The 22430-nt window shown below is 52.3% G+C and carries 17 protein-coding genes; 5 read left to right on the top strand and 12 right to left on the bottom strand.

The window, feature by feature from the left end:
- Window positions 1-7: 7 nt before the first annotated feature.
- Genes secD through queA form a run of 4 tightly spaced genes read right to left on the bottom strand, consistent with a single transcriptional unit; the run spans window position 8 to window position 4489 of the window.
- Window positions 8-1855, bottom strand: coding sequence for a protein translocase subunit SecD (gene secD, locus OH663_RS13145; protein WP_071828898.1), 1848 nt, complete (start codon window positions 1853-1855; stop codon window positions 8-10).
- 27 nt (window positions 1856-1882) lie between these two features.
- Complete coding sequence (yajC, locus tag OH663_RS13140) at window positions 1883-2215, bottom strand: preprotein translocase subunit YajC (RefSeq protein ID WP_002890398.1); 333 nt, start codon at window positions 2213-2215, stop codon at window positions 1883-1885.
- 22 nt (window positions 2216-2237) lie between these two features.
- Window positions 2238-3365 carry a tRNA guanosine(34) transglycosylase Tgt gene (gene tgt, locus OH663_RS13135; protein ID WP_200012180.1) on the bottom strand — a complete coding sequence of 376 codons (1128 nt, stop codon included), beginning with the start codon at window positions 3363-3365 and terminating at the stop codon, window positions 2238-2240.
- Window positions 3366-3418: 53 nt separating this feature from the next.
- A complete protein-coding gene (queA, locus tag OH663_RS13130; protein ID WP_045440477.1) occupies window positions 3419-4489 on the bottom strand; it encodes a tRNA preQ1(34) S-adenosylmethionine ribosyltransferase-isomerase QueA in 1071 nt (356 codons plus the stop codon).
- 295 nt (window positions 4490-4784) lie between these two features.
- On the opposite strand from queA, the gene acpH reads away from it, so the two are divergent.
- Together acpH and OH663_RS13120 are read left to right on the top strand one after the other, a co-directional pair.
- Window positions 4785-5366 (top strand): ACP phosphodiesterase, encoded by a 582-nt coding sequence (acpH, locus tag OH663_RS13125; protein WP_048221956.1) that lies wholly within the window; start codon window positions 4785-4787, stop codon window positions 5364-5366.
- A 203-nt stretch (window positions 5367-5569) separates the two neighbouring features.
- Window positions 5570-6172 (top strand): peroxiredoxin, encoded by a 603-nt coding sequence (locus OH663_RS13120; RefSeq protein ID WP_045440472.1) that lies wholly within the window; start codon window positions 5570-5572, stop codon window positions 6170-6172.
- 81 nt (window positions 6173-6253) lie between these two features.
- Here the strand turns inward: OH663_RS13120 and OH663_RS13115 are convergent, their stop codons facing one another.
- From OH663_RS13115 to OH663_RS13105, 3 genes are read right to left on the bottom strand one after another with little or no spacing between them, the layout of a single operon-like run.
- Window positions 6254-8122, bottom strand: coding sequence for an amidohydrolase (locus OH663_RS13115; protein ID WP_200012178.1), 1869 nt, complete (start codon window positions 8120-8122; stop codon window positions 6254-6256).
- A 21-nt stretch (window positions 8123-8143) separates the two neighbouring features.
- A complete protein-coding gene (locus OH663_RS13110; protein ID WP_045440468.1) occupies window positions 8144-8689 on the bottom strand; it encodes an antibiotic biosynthesis monooxygenase in 546 nt (181 codons plus the stop codon).
- 49 nt (window positions 8690-8738) lie between these two features.
- The gene (locus tag OH663_RS13105) at window positions 8739-9380 is read right to left on the bottom strand and encodes a hydrolase (RefSeq protein ID WP_045440467.1); all 642 of its coding nucleotides are present in this window, start codon (window positions 9378-9380) and stop codon (window positions 8739-8741) included.
- Window positions 9381-9653: 273 nt separating this feature from the next.
- Between OH663_RS13105 and OH663_RS13100 the strand changes: the two genes are divergently transcribed.
- Window positions 9654-10556, top strand: coding sequence for a LysR family transcriptional regulator (locus tag OH663_RS13100; protein ID WP_045440465.1), 903 nt, complete (start codon window positions 9654-9656; stop codon window positions 10554-10556).
- On the opposite strand, the gene malZ is transcribed toward OH663_RS13100, so the two are convergent.
- The 5 genes from malZ to phoB form a co-directional block, all read right to left on the bottom strand.
- Window positions 10550-12367 carry a maltodextrin glucosidase gene (gene malZ / locus OH663_RS13095; RefSeq protein ID WP_200012176.1) on the bottom strand — a complete coding sequence of 606 codons (1818 nt, stop codon included), beginning with the start codon at window positions 12365-12367 and terminating at the stop codon, window positions 10550-10552. The genes OH663_RS13100 and malZ overlap by 7 nt on opposite strands.
- A 183-nt stretch (window positions 12368-12550) precedes the next feature.
- A complete protein-coding gene (gene proY, locus OH663_RS13090) occupies window positions 12551-13924 on the bottom strand; it encodes a proline-specific permease ProY (RefSeq protein ID WP_045440458.1) in 1374 nt (457 codons plus the stop codon).
- An 81-nt stretch (window positions 13925-14005) separates the two neighbouring features.
- On the bottom strand, window positions 14006-15325 hold the full coding sequence (brnQ, locus tag OH663_RS13085) for a branched-chain amino acid transporter carrier protein BrnQ (RefSeq protein WP_045440455.1): 1320 nt from the start codon (window positions 15323-15325) through the stop codon (window positions 14006-14008).
- 407 nt (window positions 15326-15732) lie between these two features.
- Entirely contained in the window at window positions 15733-17028 is a 1296-nt protein-coding gene (phoR, locus tag OH663_RS13080; RefSeq protein ID WP_045440453.1) for a phosphate regulon sensor histidine kinase PhoR, read from the bottom strand.
- Window positions 17029-17078: 50 nt separating this feature from the next.
- Window positions 17079-17768, bottom strand: coding sequence for a phosphate response regulator transcription factor PhoB (phoB, locus tag OH663_RS13075; RefSeq protein WP_045440451.1), 690 nt, complete (start codon window positions 17766-17768; stop codon window positions 17079-17081).
- Window positions 17769-17957: 189 nt separating this feature from the next.
- Between phoB and sbcD the strand changes: the two genes are divergently transcribed.
- Both sbcD and sbcC read left to right on the top strand, forming a co-directional pair.
- Complete coding sequence (gene sbcD, locus OH663_RS13070; protein WP_045440447.1) at window positions 17958-19160, top strand: exonuclease subunit SbcD; 1203 nt, start codon at window positions 17958-17960, stop codon at window positions 19158-19160.
- Window positions 19157-22300, top strand: coding sequence for an exonuclease subunit SbcC (gene sbcC, locus OH663_RS13065; protein ID WP_200012160.1), 3144 nt, complete (start codon window positions 19157-19159; stop codon window positions 22298-22300). The genes sbcD and sbcC overlap by 4 nt, the downstream gene beginning before the upstream one ends.
- The last annotated feature ends 130 nt before the right edge of the window (window positions 22301-22430 follow it).

The raw sequence follows: 22430 nt of genomic DNA, 5'->3' as shown, positions 1-22430 counted from the left end.
GCACTCCTCAGATTGACAGCTTTTTGACGCGCTTGCCGCCATACAACAGGTTTACGATGGCACGTGTACCGACGATCGCGGTGAACATCGACGTCGCCACACCAATACCGGTAGTAATCGCGAACCCTTTAATTGCCCCAGTACCGACTGCATACAGGATCAGGACCTTAATCAGCGTCGTAATGTTCGCATCGAAGATGGAACTGAACGCGCCCGCATAGCCCTCGTTGATCGCCTGCTGTATCGAACGTCCGTTGCTCAACTCTTCTTTGATACGTTCGTTGATCAGTACGTTCGCATCGACCGCGACGGCAAGGGTTAAGACGATCCCCGCAATACCCGGCATACTTAGCGTGGCACCCGGCAGCAACGACATGATACCGACGATCAGTACCAGGTTGGCAATCAGCGCACTTGTCGCAATCAGGCCGAACTTCTTATAGAAGAAGATCATGAACAGGATAGAAACCACCAGACCAGCCAGACAGGCTTCCAGACCCTGCTTGATGTTCTGCATACCCAGAGTCGGGCCGATAGTCCGTTCTTCAACAATCTGAATCGGCGCAATCAACGCACCGGCACGCAGCAGCAGCGACAGCTGACGCGCTTCGTTCGGGTTGTTAATTCCAGTGATACGGAAGCTGTTACCCAGGCGAGACTGGATGTTGGCGATGTTAATCACCTCTTCCTGTTTCACCAGCATCGCACGGCCGTTGGCATCTTTTTTACCGCTGTCTTTGTACTCGACGAACAAGGTCGCCATCGGCTTACCGATATTGTCCTTGGTAAAGTTAGACATGATGTTACCACCCGCGCTATCCAGCGAGATGTTAACCTGCGGTTGGTTATACTCATCCATGCTCGACGTGGAGTCGGTGATATGGTCGCCGGTCAGGATCACGCGTTTATACAGCACAACTGGCTGTCCTTCGCGGGACTGTTTCACTTCTGAGTCGCCCGGTACGCGCCCGGATGCAGCAGCAGACTGATCAACGTTGGTATTTACCAGACGGAATTCCAGCGTAGCAGTCGCACCCAGAATTTCTTTCGCACGCGCGGTGTCCTGAATACCAGGCAGTTCGACCACAATACGGTCAGCGCCCTGGCGTTGAACAACCGGCTCAGCGACACCCAGTTGGTTAACACGGTTGCGCAGAATGTTAATATTCTGCTGTACCGCGTATTCACGAGCTTCGCTCAAACGCGCATCAGTCATCACCGCACGCAGCGCATTGCTGCCCTGGCTTGAAATCACCAGATCCTGATGACGCTTGCTCAGGTAAGAGATAGCCTCGTCACGGGCTTTGCTGTCACGGAAGGTGATGCTCAGACCGTAGTTATCTTCTTTACGAACGGTAGTATAAGGAATGCCTTTTTCACGCAGGTCGCTGCGCAGGCTGTCGATATTTTGTTCCTGCAGTTTACCCAGCGCGGTGTCCATATCCACTTCCATCAGGAAGTGAACGCCGCCACGCAGGTCAAGACCGAGTTTCATCGGTTCTGCGTGAATGGCAGCCAGCCAGCGTGGTGTTGCCGGAGCCAGGTTAAGCGCCACGACATATTGATCACCCAGCACGCCCAGCAGCACTTCACGTGCGCGCAGTTGGGTATCGGTGGAGTCGAAGCGCGCAAGAATAGCGCCCTCTTCCAGAGCCACAGACTTAGGTGTAATTTTTTCTTCTTGTAACGTTTTCTGGACCTGGATCAGCGTTTGCTCACTGGCGGCGGCACCGCGCACGCCAGTGATTTGAACAGCCGGATCCTCACCATACAGGTTGGGAAGTGCGTAAAGCAGGCCGACGATAATCACGACGACCAGCATGATGTACTTCCACAAAGGATAACGGTTTAACACGGCAGTTCCCTTCGGGAAAACAATAAATTACAGCGCCTTCATCGTGCCTTTCGGCAGAACGGCAGCTACGAAATCACGTTTGATAACCACTTCAGTGGTGTCGTTCAGCGCGATAGCGATGTAGCCAGTTTCTGCTACTTTGGTCACGCGACCGACCAGGCCACCGTTAGTCAGCACTTCATCACCTTTGGCAATGGAGTTCATCAGGTTTTTATGTTCTTTGGTGCGTTTCTGCTGTGGACGCAGGATCATGAAATAGAAAATCAGACCAAACACCACCAGCATCAGAATCAGAGACATCGGGCTGCCCTGCGCCGGAGCACCTGTTGCCGCTACCGCATCAGAAATAAAAAAGCTCATTCAAATTCCCTCATTATTAAAATTAATCAACGTTCAAAGGTGGAACAGGTCGACCCTGACGTTGGTAAAAATCGGTCACGAAGCTCTCTAATTTACCCTCTTCAATAGCCTTGCGTAAACCCGCCATCAAGCGCTGGTAGTAACGAAGGTTATGAATCGTATTGAGTCGCGCGCCTAATATTTCGTTGCAACGGTCAAGATGATGCAAGTAGGCGCGTGAATAATTGCGACAGGTGTAGCAATCGCACTCGGCATCGAGCGGACTGGTGTCGCTTTTATGTTTCGCATTACGAATTTTTACCACGCCGTCAGTCACAAACAAATGACCATTACGGGCATTTCGTGTTGGCATCACGCAGTCAAACATATCCATACCACGACGTACACCTTCAACCAGATCTTCTGGTTTGCCGACGCCCATCAGGTAGCGAGGTTTATCTGCCGGAATCTGCGGGCAAACATGCTCCAGAATGCGGTGCATATCTGCTTTCGGCTCACCCACAGCCAAACCGCCGACAGCGTAGCCATCAAACCCGATATCTACCAGACCTTTGACAGAGATATCACGTAAATCTTCGTAAACGCTGCCCTGAATGATGCCAAAAAGCGCATTTTTGTTGCCGAGCCCGTCAAAACGGTCACGGCTACGCTTCGCCCAGCGCAAAGACATCTCCATCGAGCGTTTAGCATAGTCCCAGTCAGCCGGATAAGGAGTACATTCGTCGAAAATCATCACGATATCGGAACCGAGATCGTATTGGATCTCCATCGACTTTTCTGGATCAAGGAAAATCGGATCACCGTTGATCGGGTTGCGGAAATGCACACCCTGTTCGGTAATTTTACGAATGTCGCCCAAGCTGAAGACCTGGAAGCCGCCGGAATCGGTGAGGATTGGCCCTTTCCACTGCATGAAATCATGCAAATCGCCATGCAATTTCATGATTTCCTGACCCGGGCGCAGCCACAGGTGGAAAGTGTTACCGAGAATAATTTGTGCACCGGTAGCTTCAACTTCTTCCGGCGTCATGCCCTTCACGGTGCCGTAAGTACCAACCGGCATAAAGGCTGGCGTTTCTACTACGCCACGATCAAAAACCAGGCGGCCGCGGCGAGCGCGACCGTCTGTGGTGTCCAGTTCAAATTTCATTTTAACTCCTGCGTCAGAAAAACAGTCTGACGTTAAACACTCATGCCGGGGATTTACTCCCCGACACGCTCGGAAATAGCTTGCGGATTGTACGTGATAAACATGGCATCCCCGTAACTAAAAAAGCGATATTCCGCTTTTACGGCTTCATGATAGGCGTTCATGGTGTTTTTATAGCCCGCAAACGCTGAAACCAACATAATCAATGTTGATTCAGGCAGATGGAAGTTAGTCACCAACGCATCGATCACTTTGTACTGATAGCCCGGGTAAATAAATATTTGCGTGTCGCCAAAGAATGGCTCAATCAGGTCGTTTTTAGCCGCCTGCGCCGCGCTTTCCAGCGAGCGAACTGAGGTCGTCCCCACCGCAATAACACGATTACCGCGTGCTTTCGCCGCTAGCACCGCGTCGACCACATCCTGCGGCACTTCCGCATATTCGGAGTGCATGATGTGATCTTCGATGGTGTCGACACGCACCGGCTGGAACGTCCCCGCGCCAACGTGCAGCGTCACGAACGCCATCTCAATGCCTTTATCGCGCAGTTTTGCCAGCAACGGATCGTCAAAGTGCAGACCAGCAGTCGGCGCCGCCACGGCACCGGGTTTTTCACTGTAGACCGTCTGATACAGTTCGCGGTCGGCATCTTCGTCAGGGCGGTCGATATACGGCGGCAGTGGCATATGGCCGATAGCATTCAGGATGTCCAGCACGCTGCGCTCGTCGTCAAACTCCACTTCGAACAGTGCGTCATGACGGGCAACCATTGTCGCTTTAATGCTTTCATCGTCGCCCAACAACAATTCAGCACCCGGCTTCGGCGCTTTAGATGCGCGAATATGTGCCAGAATACGTTTATCATCCAGCATACGCTCGACCAGCACTTCAATCTTGCCGCCGCTGGCTTTACGGCCAAACAGACGCGCCGGAATTACGCGGGTGTTGTTAAAGACCAGCAAATCTCCGGGGTTGAGCTTGTCGAGCAAATCAGTGAAAGTACCGTGTGTCAGCGCGCCAGTCGGCCCATCCAGTGACAGCAAGCGGCAGCTACTGCGCTCTGCCTGCGGATAGTGGGCAATCAGGGATTCGGGTAGTTCAAAGGTGAAATCGGTAACGCGCATGACACTGACTCAGACTAAAATAAGAGGCGGGTAGTCTAGTGCCGGGGCGCTCTCCCTGCAACCTTTACCCCTCAAGATGAGTGACATAATCTATACGCAAAATCATTCAAGATGCATCGAGGCGGCAACTGAATGAGTCCCCAGGCGCTTACACTAGTAAGTGACTGGGGTAAGTGACAAATCTGTAGGGAACAGATTTGAACGTCGCGGAGCGGCGGTCCGTAAGGGCGAGTCTCATGGATGAGACGAGTAACTCAGCAGCCAACAAAGGGGCAGTTTGAAGGATGAAGTGGATATGAATTTTCTTGCACACCTGCACTTAGCCCATCTTGCCGACAGCTCGCTTTCTGGCAATTTACTGGCCGATTTTGTTCGGGGGAACCCGGAAGCCAGTTTTCCACCTGACGTGGTGGAAGGCATTTTTATGCACCGTCGTATCGACGTAATGACCGATAACCTGCCTGAAGTGCGTGAAGCCCGAGAGTGGTTTCGCCGCGAGACTCGCCGCGTCGCGCCTATTACGCTGGATGTCATGTGGGATCACTTCCTGTCGCGTCACTGGTCAGAAATATCACCGGACTTCCCGCTCGCGGCCTTTGTCAGCTACGCCCACACGCAGGTTGCCACTATCCTGCCTGAATCGCCGCCGCGCTTTGTGAATCTGAACAACTTTATGTGGTCAGAGAAATGGCTGGAGCGCTATCGTGATATGGACTTTATTCAGAATGTCTTAAACGGCATGGCCAGCCGCCGTCCAAAACTCGACGCACTGCGCGACTCCTGGTATGACCTGGATGCGCATTACGATGCCCTGGAAGCACGTTTCTGGCAGTTTTATCCGCGCATGATGGCGCAGGCCAGCAGCAAGGCTCTTTGATTGCCTGATGGCGCTACGCTTATCAGGCCTGCCTGTTGTATCAGGGGTTGCAGACCGGATAAGGCGAAACCGCTATCCGGTAATGCATTGATAGCCAAAACCTGTCTCATTGATTGCCAGCGCCTCTTTGTCTTATTCCCGAACAGTCTCTATACTGGCCCGCGTTGCGTTCCAAAAACCCCTTAACTTTGCAGGAGAATTATATGGTACTGGTAACTCGTCAGGCTCCGGATTTCACAGCAGCTGCGGTACTGGGTAGCGGTGAGATTGTTGAAAACTTCAACTTCAAACAGCATACCAACGGTAAAACCACCGTTCTGTTCTTCTGGCCAATGGACTTCACCTTCGTTTGCCCGTCAGAACTGATCGCGTTCGACAAACGTTACGAAGAATTCCAGAAACGCGGCGTTGAAGTCGTTGGTGTTTCTTTTGACTCTGAATTCGTCCACAACGCATGGCGTAACACCCCTGTCGACAAAGGCGGCATTGGTGCAGTGAAATACGCAATGGTTGCTGACGTTAAGCGCGAAATCCAGAAAGCCTACGGCATCGAGCACCCGGAAGCGGGCGTTGCTCTGCGCGGTTCTTTCCTGATTGACGCTAACGGCGTTGTTCGTCACCAGGTTGTAAACGATCTGCCGCTGGGTCGTAACATTGACGAAATGCTGCGTATGGTTGACGCGCTGCAGTTCCACGAAGAGCACGGTGACGTTTGCCCGGCTCAGTGGGAAAAAGGTAAAGAAGGTATGAACGCGTCTCCGGACGGCGTTGCAAAATACCTGACCGAAAACGTATCCAGCCTGTAATAGGCTAACGTTTAGCAAAAAGGCTCGCGCAGGCGAGCCTTTTTTGTTGCCGGATGGCGGCGAAGCGCCACCGGGCAATGATTAAAACGCGAAACAAGAACAACCCAGCACGCCCCAAAACGCACGATCGTCTGACACCGGGATCCCCGATTTACGCGCCATATCGTGCTGATGTCCGTGAACGCCACAGCTACCGCAACACTGATGCATCTGGACCATAGCACCAACTTTCGCAGTAGTAGGTGGCGCAGAGCGATAATGCCCCGGAACGTTTACCACTGGCGACCAGTCAGGGACAACAGGGATCGCAGGCGGTGCCAGCGGCGTGAAATGCCCGGCAGCATAAACGACTTTGCCATCAACAATGGTCATCACCGACTCAATACCTTTGATCTCCTCCTCCGGTACGCTGAAATAATCTTTTGATAACACCACCAGATCGGCAAGTTGATCTTTTTCAATGTGACCTTTCTTACCCTGCTCGCTGGAGAACCAGGCACTGCCTGCGGTCCACAGTTCCAGCGCCACATCGCGCGCCAGTCGGTTGTTATCGTCGTACATCGCCATCCCGCCGACAGTACGTCCGGAAACCAGCCAGTAGAGCGCCGTCCACGGGTTGTAACTTGCCACGCGGGTTGCGTCGGTCCCCAGTCCAACCGGAACATCAGCCGCCAACATTTTTGCTACCGGTGGCGTATGTTTAACCGCATCTTTTCCATAGCGATCGACAAAATACTCGCCCTGGAACGCCATCCGATGCTGAACGGCAATACCGCCACCCAGCGCTTTTACGCGCTCAATGTTACGTTCGGTAATCGTTTCTGCGTGATCGAAGAACCAGTGCAGGCCGTTGAACGGAATATCACGATTCACCTTCTCAAAGACATCCAGCATCCGGCTGATGGACTCATCATAGGTTGCATGCAGACGGAACGGCCAGCGATGTTCCACCAGGTGGCGGACGACACGCTCCAGCTCATCCTCCATGCCTTCAGGTAAATCCGGGCGCGGTTGCAGGAAGTCTTCAAAATCCGCCGCCGAGAAGACCAGCATTTCCCCTGCTCCATTAGCACGATAAAAATCAGTCCCTTGCCCTTGTTTGAGCATATCGGTCCAGCGTTCGAAATCTTCCAGTTCCTGCTTAGGACGCTGGGTAAACAGGTTGTAGGCAATACGGACCGTCATCTGCTTATTGGCATGTAGTTGCTCGATAATTTCATAATCTTCCGGGTAATTCTGAAAGCCGCCGCCGGCGTCAATGGCGCTGGTGAGCCCAAGTCGATTTAGCTCTCGCATAAACTGACGGGTGGAATTAACCTGCATTTCCAGCGGAAGTTTTGGTCCTTTCGCCAGCGTAGAGTAGAGGATCATAGCGTTCGGTTTGGCGATCAGCATCCCCGTAGGATTACCATTGCCATCGCGAACAATTTCTCCCCCTACCGGATCCGGCGTTGCTTTGGTGTAACCGACCGCTTTTAGGGCCGCGCGATTTAGCAACGCCCGATCGTAGAGATGCAGCACAAATACCGGTGTATCCGGCGCGGCTTCATTGAGTTCTTCCAGCGTCGGCATACGGCGTTCAGCGAACTGAAATTCACTCCAGCCGCCTACCACGCGAACCCATTGCGGCGAGGGTGTTCTGTCAGCCTGATCTTTAAGCATACGTAGCGCATCCGCCAGCGACGGCACACCTTCCCAACGTAACTCAAGGTTGTAATTCAACCCTCCGCGAATGAGATGCAGATGTGAGTCGTTTAAACCTGGGATCACTGTATGACCTTTCAGATCAATAATCTGTGTCCCATCAGTCGCAAAATTCATGATCTGATCATGAGAACCGGTCGCCAGAATTTTTCCATCTTTAATCGCCACGGCGTCCACCTGAGGGCTTTGGCGATCAAGAGTATGGATTTTTCCGTGAGTCAGAATAAGTGTTGCAGTTTGAGACATAACAATCTCCTGAGAAACCGGTCAGGCTTTTTTCAGCCAGCCGGCAAACAGACGGGTTACGATAGGCATCCAGAACCAGACCACCAGCGCAACCACACAGGCATCATTAATCAGATGCAGGAGCAATGATCCCTTCATTGAGGGCAGCACGATACCGGTCAGCCACGGCACCAGATTGGTGCTGGGAAAAATCACCAGCAGAGTTATCAGGAACTGCTTCCAGCGTTTAGGCTGGCGAACATGTGATGCAGGCGGGGTAAACCAAAATGCCGCTTCCGTACGAATCTCGGTTTTATCGCCCTCCGCCAGCAATGGCGCGATCTCCTCGACCAGCGCACGGCGCGTATCAGACTGGGTCCAGTTATACAGATGCTCGACGGTGTCAAAGCGGATAATAATGTTCCACAGGTTTTGTCCGTCGGTAGGGCGAATGACGTTAGCGCCAAGATGACCTGGAAACTCTGCGGCCACTGGCATGATTTTCCCCAGCCACTGCTCATACCGCTGCGCCTGGTCAGGCCGCAAGGTGTGAGTAATCACCAATGTCACATGTTTATTCTGCGCCATGAAGGGTTCCTTGCTGAAGGATAATGGCGGGATTGCCCCGCCAGCGGAATTAAATCTTACGTTCTGGTGCACCATGTACCATGGTATAGGCATAATCCACGCCCATACCGTACGCACCGCTGTGTTCACGCACCAGGTCCATCACCGCGTCGTAAGTCTCTTTACGTGACCAGTCGCGTTGGTACTCCAGCAGCACCTGCTGCCAGGTAACTGGTACCGCACCCGCCTGCACCATACGATCGATAGAACGTTCATGAGCATCCACGGATGTACCGCCGGAAGTGTCGGTGACCACATACACTTCATAACCCGCTTCCAGCGCCATCAACGCCGGGAATGTCAGGCAAACTTCGGTCCACAGTGCGGAGATAATCAGTTTTTTACGCCCGGTCGCTTCCACTGCTTTAACAAAGGCCGCATCTTCCCAGGAGTTCATTGAAGTACGCTCGATAGGCTTGACATCAGGATGAACAGCTAACAATTCCGGCCAGATATATCCGCTAAAACTTTTCGTTTCAACCGAGGTATAAATCACTGGAACATTAAATATTTTTCCGGCTTTGGCTAATGCTACAGTATTATTTTTCAACGTCTGGCGATCAATATTCGCCACACCAAATGACATTTGCGGTTGATGGTCAATAAAAATAAGCGTTGAGTTTTGTGGGTCAATCAGTTCCCGAATAGACATAGCACACCTTCTTAATCAATGAGTTAAAAGGCAACGGTCTGTAACTGCCGTCAGCAGCAGGATCCTGAATCAGAAAGCTTGTTGAGTATAGCGGGAATTTTCTAACGAGTTATTAAAGAAAACTTATCATCGAGTGATGATAATAATTTTGTCTTGAGATATATCTCAATCATCATCAAAAAAATGCGAATGTCTTATCTAATTTATTCACTGGCATTGTTTTTCTCTATTCTGTAAAAATGAGGTGTTTAATTTTCAGGATATATTCAGCTTATGCGCATCAATCTGGACGTTCTGCTCATCCTCGACGCACTCGACAGGCATGGTTCATTTGCTGCCGCTGCCGAATCACTGTTTAAAACCCCTGCCGCACTCAGCTATATGATTCAGAAGCTGGAAAACGATCTGAATATCGAATTGCTCGACCGTTCCGGGCATCGGGCAAAATTTACCGATACCGGCCTGATGATGCTGGAAAAAGGACGTTTGCTCCTCAGCGCTGCCAAAGACCTCGAAAAACAGGCGTTACAACTGAGCGCTGGCTGGGAAAAAGAGCTGGCAATTGCGCTGGATGCCTCCTTCCCCTTCGCCGCACTGGTGCCGATTATCGAAGCTTTTTACGCACTCAATAAACAAACTCGCCTCAACTTTACTCACCACACGCTGGCAGGTTCCTGGGAAGAACTCACCCATAACGGAGCGGATATTATTCTGGGCGCTATTAATGAGCCACCAACATCAGCGGCCTGGTCTTACAAAATGCTCGGCACGCTGGATAATGTGTTTGTTGTCGCACCCGGGCATCCACTGGCAGCGGCATCGGATAGTTTAACCAATGAACAACTGTGCCTGCACCGGGCGATAGTCATCAGCGACAGCGCCCGCTATTGTCATCCGTTACAAAGCAACCTGATGGATGAACAGGCGCAGATTCGTGTCGATGATTTCCACAGTAAAGTGATGTTACTGCGGGCGGGAACCGGTTGCGGATTTCTCCCACGCCACATCGCAAGCCCATGGTTAGCCACAGGCGAGCTGGTGGAAAAACCCGTGTTGTCTTTTCGTCAAAAAGACGTCGCCTATATGGCGTGGCGCAATAGCAATGACGGACTGGCGCAGCGCTGGTGGCGGGAAACGCTGCTGACCAGTGAGGAGATTGCGCGTTTGTATCAATGACACATCCAGATTGAGGCAGAAATCGCAGGTAGCGTCAGAATATCATCCGCGAGCTGGCCTTTGCCTTCTTTGTGCAGCCATTGGCTGGCATTGAGCAATGGCGTGGCTGGCAACACCACTTCACAGGCCTGGCCACGATTGATTGCTACCAGCACGCGCTGTCGGTTTAGTACTCGCACAAATACCACCACGTTATCCTCTGCGTAAATCACCTGACAACCGCCGTGGCGTAGCGCCTGACTCTGATGACGCATTTTAGCCAGCCGCTGATACAGCGCCAGCAGGTCAGAATCCTGTTTGTCCTTCTGCCATGGGAACGGCTTGCGGCAAAACGGATCGTTATTACCGTCCAGCCCAACTTCATCACCGTAGTAGATACAGGGAACCCCCGGCCAGGTAAACAACCAGACTACCGCCAGCGGCAGGCGCGCGACATCTTTACCTAGCAGCGATTTAAAACGGGCCGTGTCGTGGCTGTCGAGCTGATTGAACATGCGCAGTTGCTGCTGATGTGATAAACCTGCACGATAGTTATCCATCCACGCCATACAGGTTCGGGCATCAATAAACTGCGGATCGTAAGAGATATCGGTATTGGCAAGAAATCCCCATATGGGAAAGGTAAAGCCACGATAGTTCATCGCGGCATCTTCAGCATCAGCCTGCAACCACTGACGCGCATCACCGAAATGTTCGCCAACAATGTATGCTTCTGGCTGAGTTTCTTTCGCCGCCTGCGCGATCCCGGCAACATGCTGGAGGTTATTGCGCGCACCACCGGCTTCACCCAACATGTGTACGACATCAAGCCGCCAGCCATCCATATTCCATGGTGCTTTTAACCAGTGACGGACAATGCTGTCTTCGCCGCGATAGATTTCATTCACCAGGCTTTCAGATGCAAAGTCCAGTTTGGGCAGGCTTGAATACCCCAGCCAGTCCAGCGCGACGCCTTCCGTTGAAAAATGGTACCAATCGCGCCAGGGGGAATGTGGGTTATGGCATGCGCCATCCGTTCCCCGACTATGCCGGTCAAACCAGGCGTGCGAATCGCCGCTGTGGTTAAATACGCCGTCCAGAACCAGCCGCATTCCCTGCGCCTGTGTATTGTGTCGCAGGCGCAGTAACGCCCTGTCGCCACCAAACTGTGGATCAACATGACGATAATCTTCAGTATCGTACTTATGTACGCTTGGTGCGGTAAACACCGGGTTCAGATATAGCGCGGTTACGCCCAACGTTTTCAGATAGGGCAGTTTCTCACTGATACCGTCCAGATCACCGCCATAGAACGTGGAACCGCCAGCCTGCGCAGTCAGCGGCTCATCCCACTCACGCTGCACAATATCCTGTCCTGCTGCATGGTGGTAATAAACGTTGTTCTGATACGCTTCACGTGACTGGCTACGTGCAAAACGGTCCGGGAAAATCTGATAGAAAATCTGATCGGCCACCCATTGCGGTCCGTTATCCGGCACATCCACGGCGAACTGTTCCAGACGTGCTGGCGGAATACGGCTGAATCCCTGCGGGGTAAACCACAGCTGACGATCAAGCCACAACAATTTAAAGCTATAACGCCGACGAGGTTGACCGCTGGAAAGATCGATTGCGGCTCGCCACGCAGTAACGCCAGGCTGAGGCTGGCTGCGCTGCTTACGCATAATCAGCGAAATCTCTTCGTTATCATTTTCCGCGCGTAGCGTTATACGTTGGGGAGGATTATCTCCCGCCAGCCATAACGTAATCGTCAGTTGATCTTTGTTTTGTTTAACAAATGGGGCAACCGGAAGGTGCCAGGCGTTCAACATCACGTATCCCCTTTGATGAAAATGAAGCCACCTTGCCATAGCGAAGTGCAGGATCACTCATCATCTTAACGTTTATTGGGGGAGGAGTTCGGGGGAGGAGATTTCGCCGGATGGCGCTACGCATCTTTGGCCTACACACTCTCGAGTAGGCCAGATAAGACATAGCGGTCATCCGGAAAAAAATTACTGTGCTTCAGCCAGTTGACGCTCGCGACGACGCTTAAATACCCAGCCAACCAACAACAGGATAATCCACGCGAAACCAACGTAAAGCGAAATACGAGTATCCGGGTGGTAACCGATGAGCGCGATAATAAAGACCAGGAAAATCAGGCCAACAACGGTCGTCGTCACTCCGCCAGGCACTTTGAATTTCAGCGCCTTAACCTCTTCCGGCGGCAGACGGCGGCGGAAGGCAATCTGCGACAGCAGAATCATAATCCACACCCATACCGTGGCAAACGTTGCCAGTGAGGCAATCACCAGGAAGACGTTTTCCGGCATGATGTAGTTGAGATAAACCGCAAACAACAGTGCGAATGTCATCACCATCACCGTCACCCACGGCACACCGCGACGTGAGGTTTTAGCAAACATTTTCGGCGCGCTGCCCTGCTCCGCCATACCGTGCAGCATACGGCCTACGCCAAAGACGTCAGAGTTGATCGCCGACAACGAAGCGGTCAGCACCACAAAATTCAGGATACCGGCGGCAAAAGTAATCCCCATATGCTGGAAGGTCAGTACAAACGGGCTTCCATCTGTACCGACCTGGTTCCACGGGTAGATGGACATAATGACGAACAGCGTGCCCACATAAAACACCAGGATACGCATCGGTACAGAATTGATAGCACGCGGGATAGATTTTTCCGGGTCTTTTGCTTCACCTGCGGTAATGCCAATAATCTCAATCCCGCCATAGGCGAACATTACCATTTGCAGCGACATCACCATACCGAGCCAGCCGTTGCTGAAGAAGCCGCCGTTACTCCACAGGTTGTGGATGCCGGTCGGTTGCCCACCGTTACCAATGCCCCAGATGATGATGCCGAAACCAGCAACAATCATGATGATAATAGTGGCGACTTTAAAGAATGAGAACCAGAACTCCAGTTCACCAAACACCTTCACGCTCATCAGGTTAATGGCGCAGATAATCAATACCACGCTGAGGACCCAAATCCAGTGCGGTACGGCCGGGAACCAGACACCCATATAAATACCGAAGGCAGTAACATCGGCGATGGCGACAATCAGGATTTCAAAACAGTAGGTCCAACCGGTAATGTAGCCCGCGAGAGGCCCGAGGTTTTCCTGCGCATAGCGCGAAAAAGAGCTGGCTGCAGGGTTATGAACTGACATTTCGCCCAGCGCACGCATAATTATGTACGCCGCCACGCCACCGATAAGATAGGCCAAAAGTACGCTTGGCCCCGCCATTTTGATGGCATCGGCCGAACCATAAAACAGCCCGGTACCAATTGCTGAACCTAATGCCATAAAGCGAATGTGCCGGGTGCTCAGCCCACGCTTTAGCTTGTTATTACTTTCCATCGATTCCTAACCTGTTAACACAATAAAAAAACCACGGGGCCATATTAATAGCCCCGTGGTTAAAACTTATTGTCAGTGATTTTAGTGTGCGCTGGAGGTCACTTGTCGACCCGCTGCGCGATCCCAGATTACTGCCAGGACCACCATCACGACTGTTGGCATCAACCACGCCAGACCTTGTTCCGCCAGCGGTAAACGCTGGGTCCAGGCCGGTAAGATGTCGCCAATTGCAGAAGCTTTAATGCCATCAAGGATACCAAAAATCAGGCTGATAAACATCGCAGGTGCAATGACGCGGGAAGAATTATGCCACCATGAGCGGGTAAAGCTTAATACAACCAGTGCGATGCATGGCGGATAGATAGCCGTCAGCACCGGAATGGAGATCTGAATCAGGTGGCTCAGACCCAGGTTCGATACCACCATCGAGAAGCCGCCGAGGATAAACACCAGCGTACGATAAGACAGCGGCACATACTGGGCAAAGAACTCAGCGCACGCACAGGTCAGGCCAACTGCAGTCACCAGACAAGCAATAAAAATCAGTGCGGCCAGCAAGAAGCTACCTGCGCCACCGAAGGTATGCTGAACATACGCATGCAGAATCGCAGCACCATTAGCAGACTGATCGACCAGCGTCGCACTGTCAGAACCCAGGCGGAACAACGCGAGGTACAACAGCGTTAAGCCCACACCAGCCATCAGACCCGCCCAGACGGTATAACGGGTCAGCAGACGCGCTTCAGTAACGCCACGCGAACGAGCGGCGTTAACAATAACAATACCAAAGACCATCGCACCCAGCGTATCCATTGTCAGATACCCGTTCACGAAGCCATTAGAAAACGCTGCGGTTTCATAGGCTTCCATGGCGTTACTGATCGGGCCCGCAGGCCAGACAATCGCTGCAACAGAAAGCACAACCAGCGCAATAATTTTCAGCGGCGCAAGGAAATTCCCCACCGTATCCAGCAGTTTGCCCGGATAGAGCGACACCAGAATAACAATCGCGAAATAAACCACGCTATAGATAAACAACGGCAGCGCCGAGTCACCAGTCAGCGGAGCAATTCCCACTTCAAAAGAGACTGTCGCGGTACGCGGAGTAGCAAATAACGGCCCTACCGCCAGATAACAAACGGTAGCCAGCAGTAAACCTGCTACTTTGCCGATCGGGGTGCTCAGGCTGTCTACACCGCCACCGACTTTCGCCAGCGCTACAACGGTAAGCACCGGAAGACCAACGGCGGTAATCAAAAAGCCAAAAGCCGCAGTCCAGACGTGTTCGCCGGCCTGCAAACCAACCATTGGGGGGAAAATGATGTTACCTGCACCAACGAACAGTGCAAATGTCATAAATCCCAGGGCGATAATATCGCGTGATTTTAACTGATGGGTCATAAAGTCTTACAGCCTGTGGATGTGGTGTTGAAAACGTTTAATTTTCTGCCGTTCCCTGAGGGACAATACAGCGGCATTTTTAATCAATTCCAGCGGGATATCCTCCCAACCAGACGCAGCGAAGAATAGTTTTTCGATTTACCGCGTAAATGCAGTCGGTATGACAGCACTTGGTGCGCAATTTAAACGCTTATAACGTTTTAAAGCAAGGTGGGATCTAAAAACCAGAACAATATAGTGATATGAAAAATTGAACCAGCACAAAACACCATTCCCGTGAAAAAGTCATGGGCAATAATGCGAACAAAAAACAATCAAACGTCGTAAAATTCAGGATGTCATTATTGACGATGATGAAAAAAGCCAGCTTGCGCTGGCTTTTGGAAAGTTAACATTACAAATAAGCGTTAGCGGTTACTTTTGGCAATTAAACGTTCCGGGAGTATGAAACTAAACCGCGTTCCTTTTCCTGGTGCACTGTCGATAATCAACCGACTGTCATGATGATTTAACGCATGCTTCACGATCGCCAGCCCTAATCCACTACCGCCCGTTTGCCGGGATCGCGCTTTATCTACGCGATAAAATCGCTCAGTCAGACGCGGGATATGCTCAGAAGCAATGCCGGGGCCGTTGTCTTCGACGCTGAACTCAGCGCCTTGGGTCACATGCTGCCAGCGAACGGTGATGTGCGTTCCCGCAGGAGTATGGTTGACCGCGTTATAGATAAGATTCGAGATAGCACTGCGCAGTTGCTCCTCATTACCCAACACACTTAGCTGGCTATCAACGTCAAAGGTAAAGGTGTGTTTATTCTGGCTCAGCGTTTGCGCCTCATGTTCAACCACGCGCAGTATCACCGGCACATCGACTTTTTCATTCAACAGCAGCGCTGGTGCGGCCTCGATTCTCGACAATGTCAGCAGTTGCTTAACCAGCCCTTCCATACGCTGTGTTTGCTCACGCATGGTGTGCAGCGCTTTTTCTCGCGTTGCACCTTCCAGGGGATGTTCCTGCATCATTTCCAGATAGCCTTGCAGCACCGTGATTGGTGTACGCAGCTCATGGCTGGCGTTGGCAAAAAAGTTACGCCGCGCACCTTCCAGTTGGTGCATCTGGGTGACATCACGCGCCACCATCAGCAATTGCTTATCGGTATAGGGCATCACGCGAATTTCCAGATGTCGTCCGGTATTGAGAACCAAATTGATCGGTCGACTAAAGTCGCGCGTTTTCAGGTACAACGTGAATTCCGGGTAACGCAGCAGGTTAAGAATATTTTGGCCGCTATCGTCCGGCCAGCGTAATCCCAGAACCTGCTGCGCCAGGCCATTACACCAGAAAATACCGCCCTCTTCGGTAGTCAGTACAACCGCATCGGGGAGTGATTCAGCCCCACTACGAAAGCGTTTGATCAGATTACCCAGTTCACGACGGCGCTTCTTGTTACGTAGCTGCATTTGATGCAAACCGTACAGCAACGGTTCCCAACTGCCTCGCCCCGGCGGTGGTGTCATACTCCTGTCGACCCACAACCACCAGGACAAACGTAATAAATTCCAGAAATGCCAGACAAGCAGGCTTGTTACCGACGCCAGTAAAAACCAGGGCAGATAACCGAAAAAAGCACTAAGGATAAAAGCCGGTATGCAGCAAAGTATCAGCTCCAGTACCAGCCTTCTCCATGACAATCGTTCAAGCAAACGTCATACTCCATTTACAGCCAGGTCCATTAGGCTTGTATTCTTACCAGTCAGAAGCGGGTCGAAAAACGATATCCCGTCCCACGCACCGTCTGCACCATGCGATCGTGTCCGCTGTGCTCCAGCGCCTTGCGCAACCGGCGGATATGCACATCTACTGTCCGGTCTTCCACGTAAACATTGGTGCCCCAGACATGATTGAGTAATTGCTCGCGACTGTAGACGCGCTCAGGGTGGGTCATAAAGAAATGCAATAACTTGAATTCGGTGGGTCCCATATCAAGCGGATCCTCGCCGGTCATCACACGATGCGAGGTTGGATCCAGGCTCAGGCCCTGCATCTCAATGACCTCTTCAACCGCCATTGGCGAAATACGACGCAAAACGGCTTTAATACGCGCTACCAGTTCCTTGGGAGAAAACGGCTTAGTGATATAGTCATCTGCACCGGTTTCCAGACCACGCACGCGGTCCTCCTCTTCCCCTCTTGCCGTCAGCATCATCACAGGAATGTCCCGCGTCATCGCTTCTCGCTTGAGATGTTTAATGAACTGCAGACCCGACCCGCCCGGAAGCATCCAGTCCAGCAGGATGAGATCCGGCCAGGGTTCATTAAGTTGGTTCACAGCACTGTCATAGTCTTCGGCTTCTACGGGATGAAAACCGTTTTGCTCGAGCACGAAGCAGACCATTTCACGAATTGGAGCTTCATCTTCTACGACCAGAATACGTCTCGCCATGATTTGCCCTGTTTTTTAATTAACTCGTTTATCATCAATACGGTGTCATTATGCGTCAGATTTATGACAGATTTATGAAAAGATAGTCCAGGTTTAACGAAGGTTGTTGAATTATGACAGCCCGGAGGCAAGATATTACCGTCCTGCAAAGGTTATAATCCTGTTCACGTTTTTTGCCATGGAACACTTATGCGCATCCTTCACACGTCTGACTGGCATCTGGGCCAAAACTTCTACAGCAAGAGCCGCGCCGCTGAGCATCAGGCCTTTCTCGACTGGCTTCTGGATACGGCACAATCCCATCAGGTGGATGCGATTATTGTGGCTGGCGATATTTTTGATACCGGCTCTCCCCCAAGCTACGCCCGTGAGCTATACAATCGCTTTGTTGTAAATCTGCAACAAACAGGTTGTCATTTGGTGGTGTTGGCAGGAAACCACGACTCTGTCGCCACGCTCAATGAATCCCGCGATATTCTGGCGTTTCTGAACACCACGGTGGTCGCCAGCGCAGGTCATGCGCCACAGATACTCCAGCGCCGCGACGGCACGCCGGGTGCGATATTATGCCCGATCCCTTTTTTACGTCCACGCGACATCATCACCAGCCAGGCAGGACTCACAGGCGGAGAAAAGCAGCAGCATCTGCTGGGAGCCATCACCGACTATTATCAACAGCAATATGAGGACGCCTGTAAGCTACGCGGCGACCAGAACCTGCCCATTATTGCGACAGGGCATCTGACTACCGTCGGTGCCAGTAAAAGTGACGCCGTTCGTGACATCTACATTGGCACGCTGGATGCATTTCCGGCACAAAATTTCCCGCCAGCGGATTACATCGCGCTGGGACATATTCACCGGGCGCAGGTCATCGGCGGAACAGAGCATATTCGCTACTGTGGCTCGCCGATTGCGCTGAGTTTTGATGAGTGCGGCAAAAATAAATGCGTTCATCTGGTGAGTTTCGAAGAGGGTAAGCTGCGCGCGGTTGAAAACCTCACCGTGCCGGTTACACAGCCGCTTGCGGTACTGAAAGGCGATTTAGCGTCTATTACTGCTCAACTTGAGCAGTGGCGCGACACAGATCAGGAACCGCCCGTCTGGTTAGATATCGAAATTACCACTGATGATTATCTGCACGATATGCAGCGTAAAATTCAGGCCTTAACTGAAGACTTACCGGTAGAAGTCTTGCTGGTACGCCGCAGCCGGGAACAGCGTGAACGTATTATGGCGAATGAACGACGCGAAACGCTGAGCGAACTGAGCGTGACAGAGGTCTTTGACCGCCGCCTGGCGCTGGAAGAGCTGGAAGAACCACAGCGCGAACGCCTGAATCAGCTGTTCAGTACCACATTACAGACACTCGCCGGGGAGCATGAAGCATGAAAATTCTCAGCTTGCGCCTGAAAAACCTGAACTCCCTGAAAGGGGAATGGAAAGTCGATTTCACGGCAGAGCCGTTCGCCAGCAACGGCTTGTTCGCTATCACCGGTCCGACAGGGGCTGGAAAAACCACACTGCTGGATGCTATTTGCCTCGCGCTGTACCACGAAACACCGCGACTGAGTAACGTATCTCAGTCACAAAACGATCTGATGACCCGCGACACCGCAGAGTGTCTGGCGGAAGTGGAATTCGAAGTCAAAGGCGAAGCCTATCGTGCCTTCTGGAGCCAGAACCGTGCCCGTAACCAGCCAGAAGGTAACCTGCAGGTCCCACGCGTAGAGCTTGCCCGTTGCGCCGACGGGAAAATCCTTGCAGATAAAGTCAAAGACAAACTGGAGATGACCGCCACGCTCACCGGGCTGGACTACGGACGATTTACCCGCTCCATGCTGCTTTCACAGGGGCAGTTTGCCGCGTTTCTTAACGCCAAACCGAAAGAACGTGCCGAACTGCTGGAAGAGCTGACCGGCACAGAGATCTACGGCCAAATCTCGGCGATGGTATTTGAAAAACACAAAACGGCCCGCACAGAGCTGGAAAAACTGCAGGCGCAGGCCAGCGGCGTTTCGCTGTTAGCAACAGAACAGGTGCAATCGCTCACAGAAAGTTTGCAGGTACTTACTGACGAAGAAAAACAGCATATTGTCAGTCAGCAAACTCAGCAACAGCACCTCAACTGGTTAATTCGGCAAAATGAGCTACAGACGGAAATAAACCGCCATCAGCATGCGTTGCGGGTCGCACAAGAGGCGCAGGAACAAGCGCAGCCGCAGCTGGCGTCACTCAGCCTGGCACTACCTGCCAGAGCATTACGCCCGTACTGGGATCGAATTCAGGAACAAACGGCTACACTCACCCAAACACGCCAGAATATTCAAGAAGTGAATGCTCGCTTACACCACAGCTTAGCGCTGCGCAGTCGCATTCGTCAGCATGCGCAAAGGCAATCCGTCATAATGTTAACCGCAAAACAGACGTTAACGAACTGGCTGGCCGAGCATGACCGTTTCCGTTTATGGAACAGCGAACTGGCGGGGTGGAAAGCACTCTTTGCCCAGCAGTCTGACGCCAAAAACCAGCTACGCCAGTGGCAACAGTTGCGGGAGAACGACACGCGTAAACTGGAGGCTCTTGCGCAACCGACGCTGTCACTTTCGGCTGAAGACGTATCCCTGGCGCTGGCGCAACATGCACAGCTTCGTCCGTTACGCCAGCGTCTGAGCACGCTTCATGGGCAAATTGCCCCCAGGCAAAAACAGCTAACGCAACTGCGCACGACTATCCAACAGCGACAGCAGGAGCAGCTTCAGCGCAACGCCGCTCTGGCGGATAAACGCCAGCGCTATAAAGATAAGAATCAGCAACTTGCTGATGTAAAAACGATTTGCGATCAGGAAGCCCGCATTAAAGATCTGGAAAGTCAGCGGGCATTACTGCAGTCAGGCCAACCGTGTCCACTCTGCGGCTCCACCACGCATCCGGCGATCGCGACTTATCAAACGCTTGAGCTGAGCGTCAACCAGGCACGGCGTGAAGCGTTAGAAAAAGAGGTCAAAACGCTGGCTGATGAAGGCTCTACCCTACGTGGGCAGCTCGACGCAATAACTCAGCAGCTACAGCGTGATGAACACGAAGCGCAGACGCTTTCTCAGGAGGAGCAAGCACTTACTCAAGAGTGGCAAACAGTGACCGCCGGTCTGAACATTACCCTCCAACCGCAGGACGATATCTCCAGTTGGCTCGCCGCCGAAGAAGAGCACGAGCAACAACTTCACCAGTTGAGCCTGCGCCATGCCCTGCAGGCACAAATCACCGCGCATACAGAACAAATCTCTCACCTGCAGCAACAGATTGATCAACGCCAGAGCACGTTGCAGGCTGAGCTAACCCGGAATGGCCTGTCTCTTCCTGCCAATGGTGAAGAAGCTGCGTGGCTCAGCGAGCGGGCAAGCGAAACACAAATATGGCAGAGCCGCCAGAGTGAACTGACCGAGCTACAAGCGCAGATTGCACAACTTACTCCTCTGCTGGAAACACTACCTGAGACCGAAGTCATTCAGGATAACGAAGATAACCTGTCACTGGAAAACTGGCGACAGGTGCACGATGATTGCCTTTCGTTACAGGGCCAGTTGCAAACACTGCAACAGCAGGAGGCACAAGACCTCCAACGCGTCGCTGAGATTCAGGCGCAATTTGATGCCGCACTGCAAACCAGCATCTTCGACGATCGCGACGCTTTTCTTGCCGCCCTGCTGGATGAAGAGACCTTTAACCGACTCGAACAGCTAAAGCAGTCGCTGGAAAGCCAGTTACAGCAGGCTCAAACACTGGTCAATCAATCGACACAGGCGCTGGCGACGCACCAACAGCAACCGCCCGTCGGCGCGGACCTCACCCTTAGTCAGGAACATCTTCGCGATACGCTGACGCAGCTCGCTCAAAGGCTACGGGATAACGCCACCCGTCAGGGAGAAATTCGCCAGCAGCTCAAGCAAGATGCCGAAAACCGTCAGCAACAAAAGAGTCTGATGCAGGAGATTGAAAAGGTCTCGCAGCAGGTCGAAGACTGGGGTTATCTGAACGCCCTTATCGGCTCTAAAGAAGGTGACAAGTTCCGCAAATTTGCGCAGGGGCTGACGCTGGATAATCTGGTCTGGCTGGCCAATAACCAACTGACCCGCCTGCATGGCCGCTACCTGCTACAGAGAAAAGCCAGCGAAGCGCTGGAGCTGGAAGTGGTTGATACCTGGCAGGCCGATGCCGTTCGCGATACCCGGACACTTTCCGGCGGCGAAAGCTTCCTCGTCAGTCTGGCACTGGCGCTGGCGCTGTCCGATCTGGTCAGCCACAAGACGCGAATTGATTCCCTGTTCCTCGATGAAGGCTTTGGCACGCTGGACAGCGAGACGCTTGATACCGCCCTGGACGCGCTGGATGCCCTTAACGCTACCGGCAAGACCATTGGGGTTATCAGCCACGTCGAAGCGATGAAAGAGCGTATTCCGGTGCAGATAAAAGTTAAAAAAATCAATGGACTGGGTTACAGCAAACTCGACAGGATGTTTGCGGTGGAATAGGCCAGACTCTGTTGTAATGCCGGATAGCACAGATAAACGTGCATACCCAAAATAATTCGAGTTGCTTGTAGGCGGCAATTGAGTGAAGCCCCAGGAGCTTACTCAGGTAAGTGACTGGGGGAGTGACAAA

This window comes from Citrobacter sp. Marseille-Q5395 (assembly GCF_947057495.1).
GTDB lineage: Bacteria > Pseudomonadota > Gammaproteobacteria > Enterobacterales > Enterobacteriaceae > Citrobacter > Citrobacter murliniae.
The sequence above is the reverse complement of the archived record's forward strand: the minus strand, read 5'-3'. Positions and strand labels throughout refer to the sequence as shown.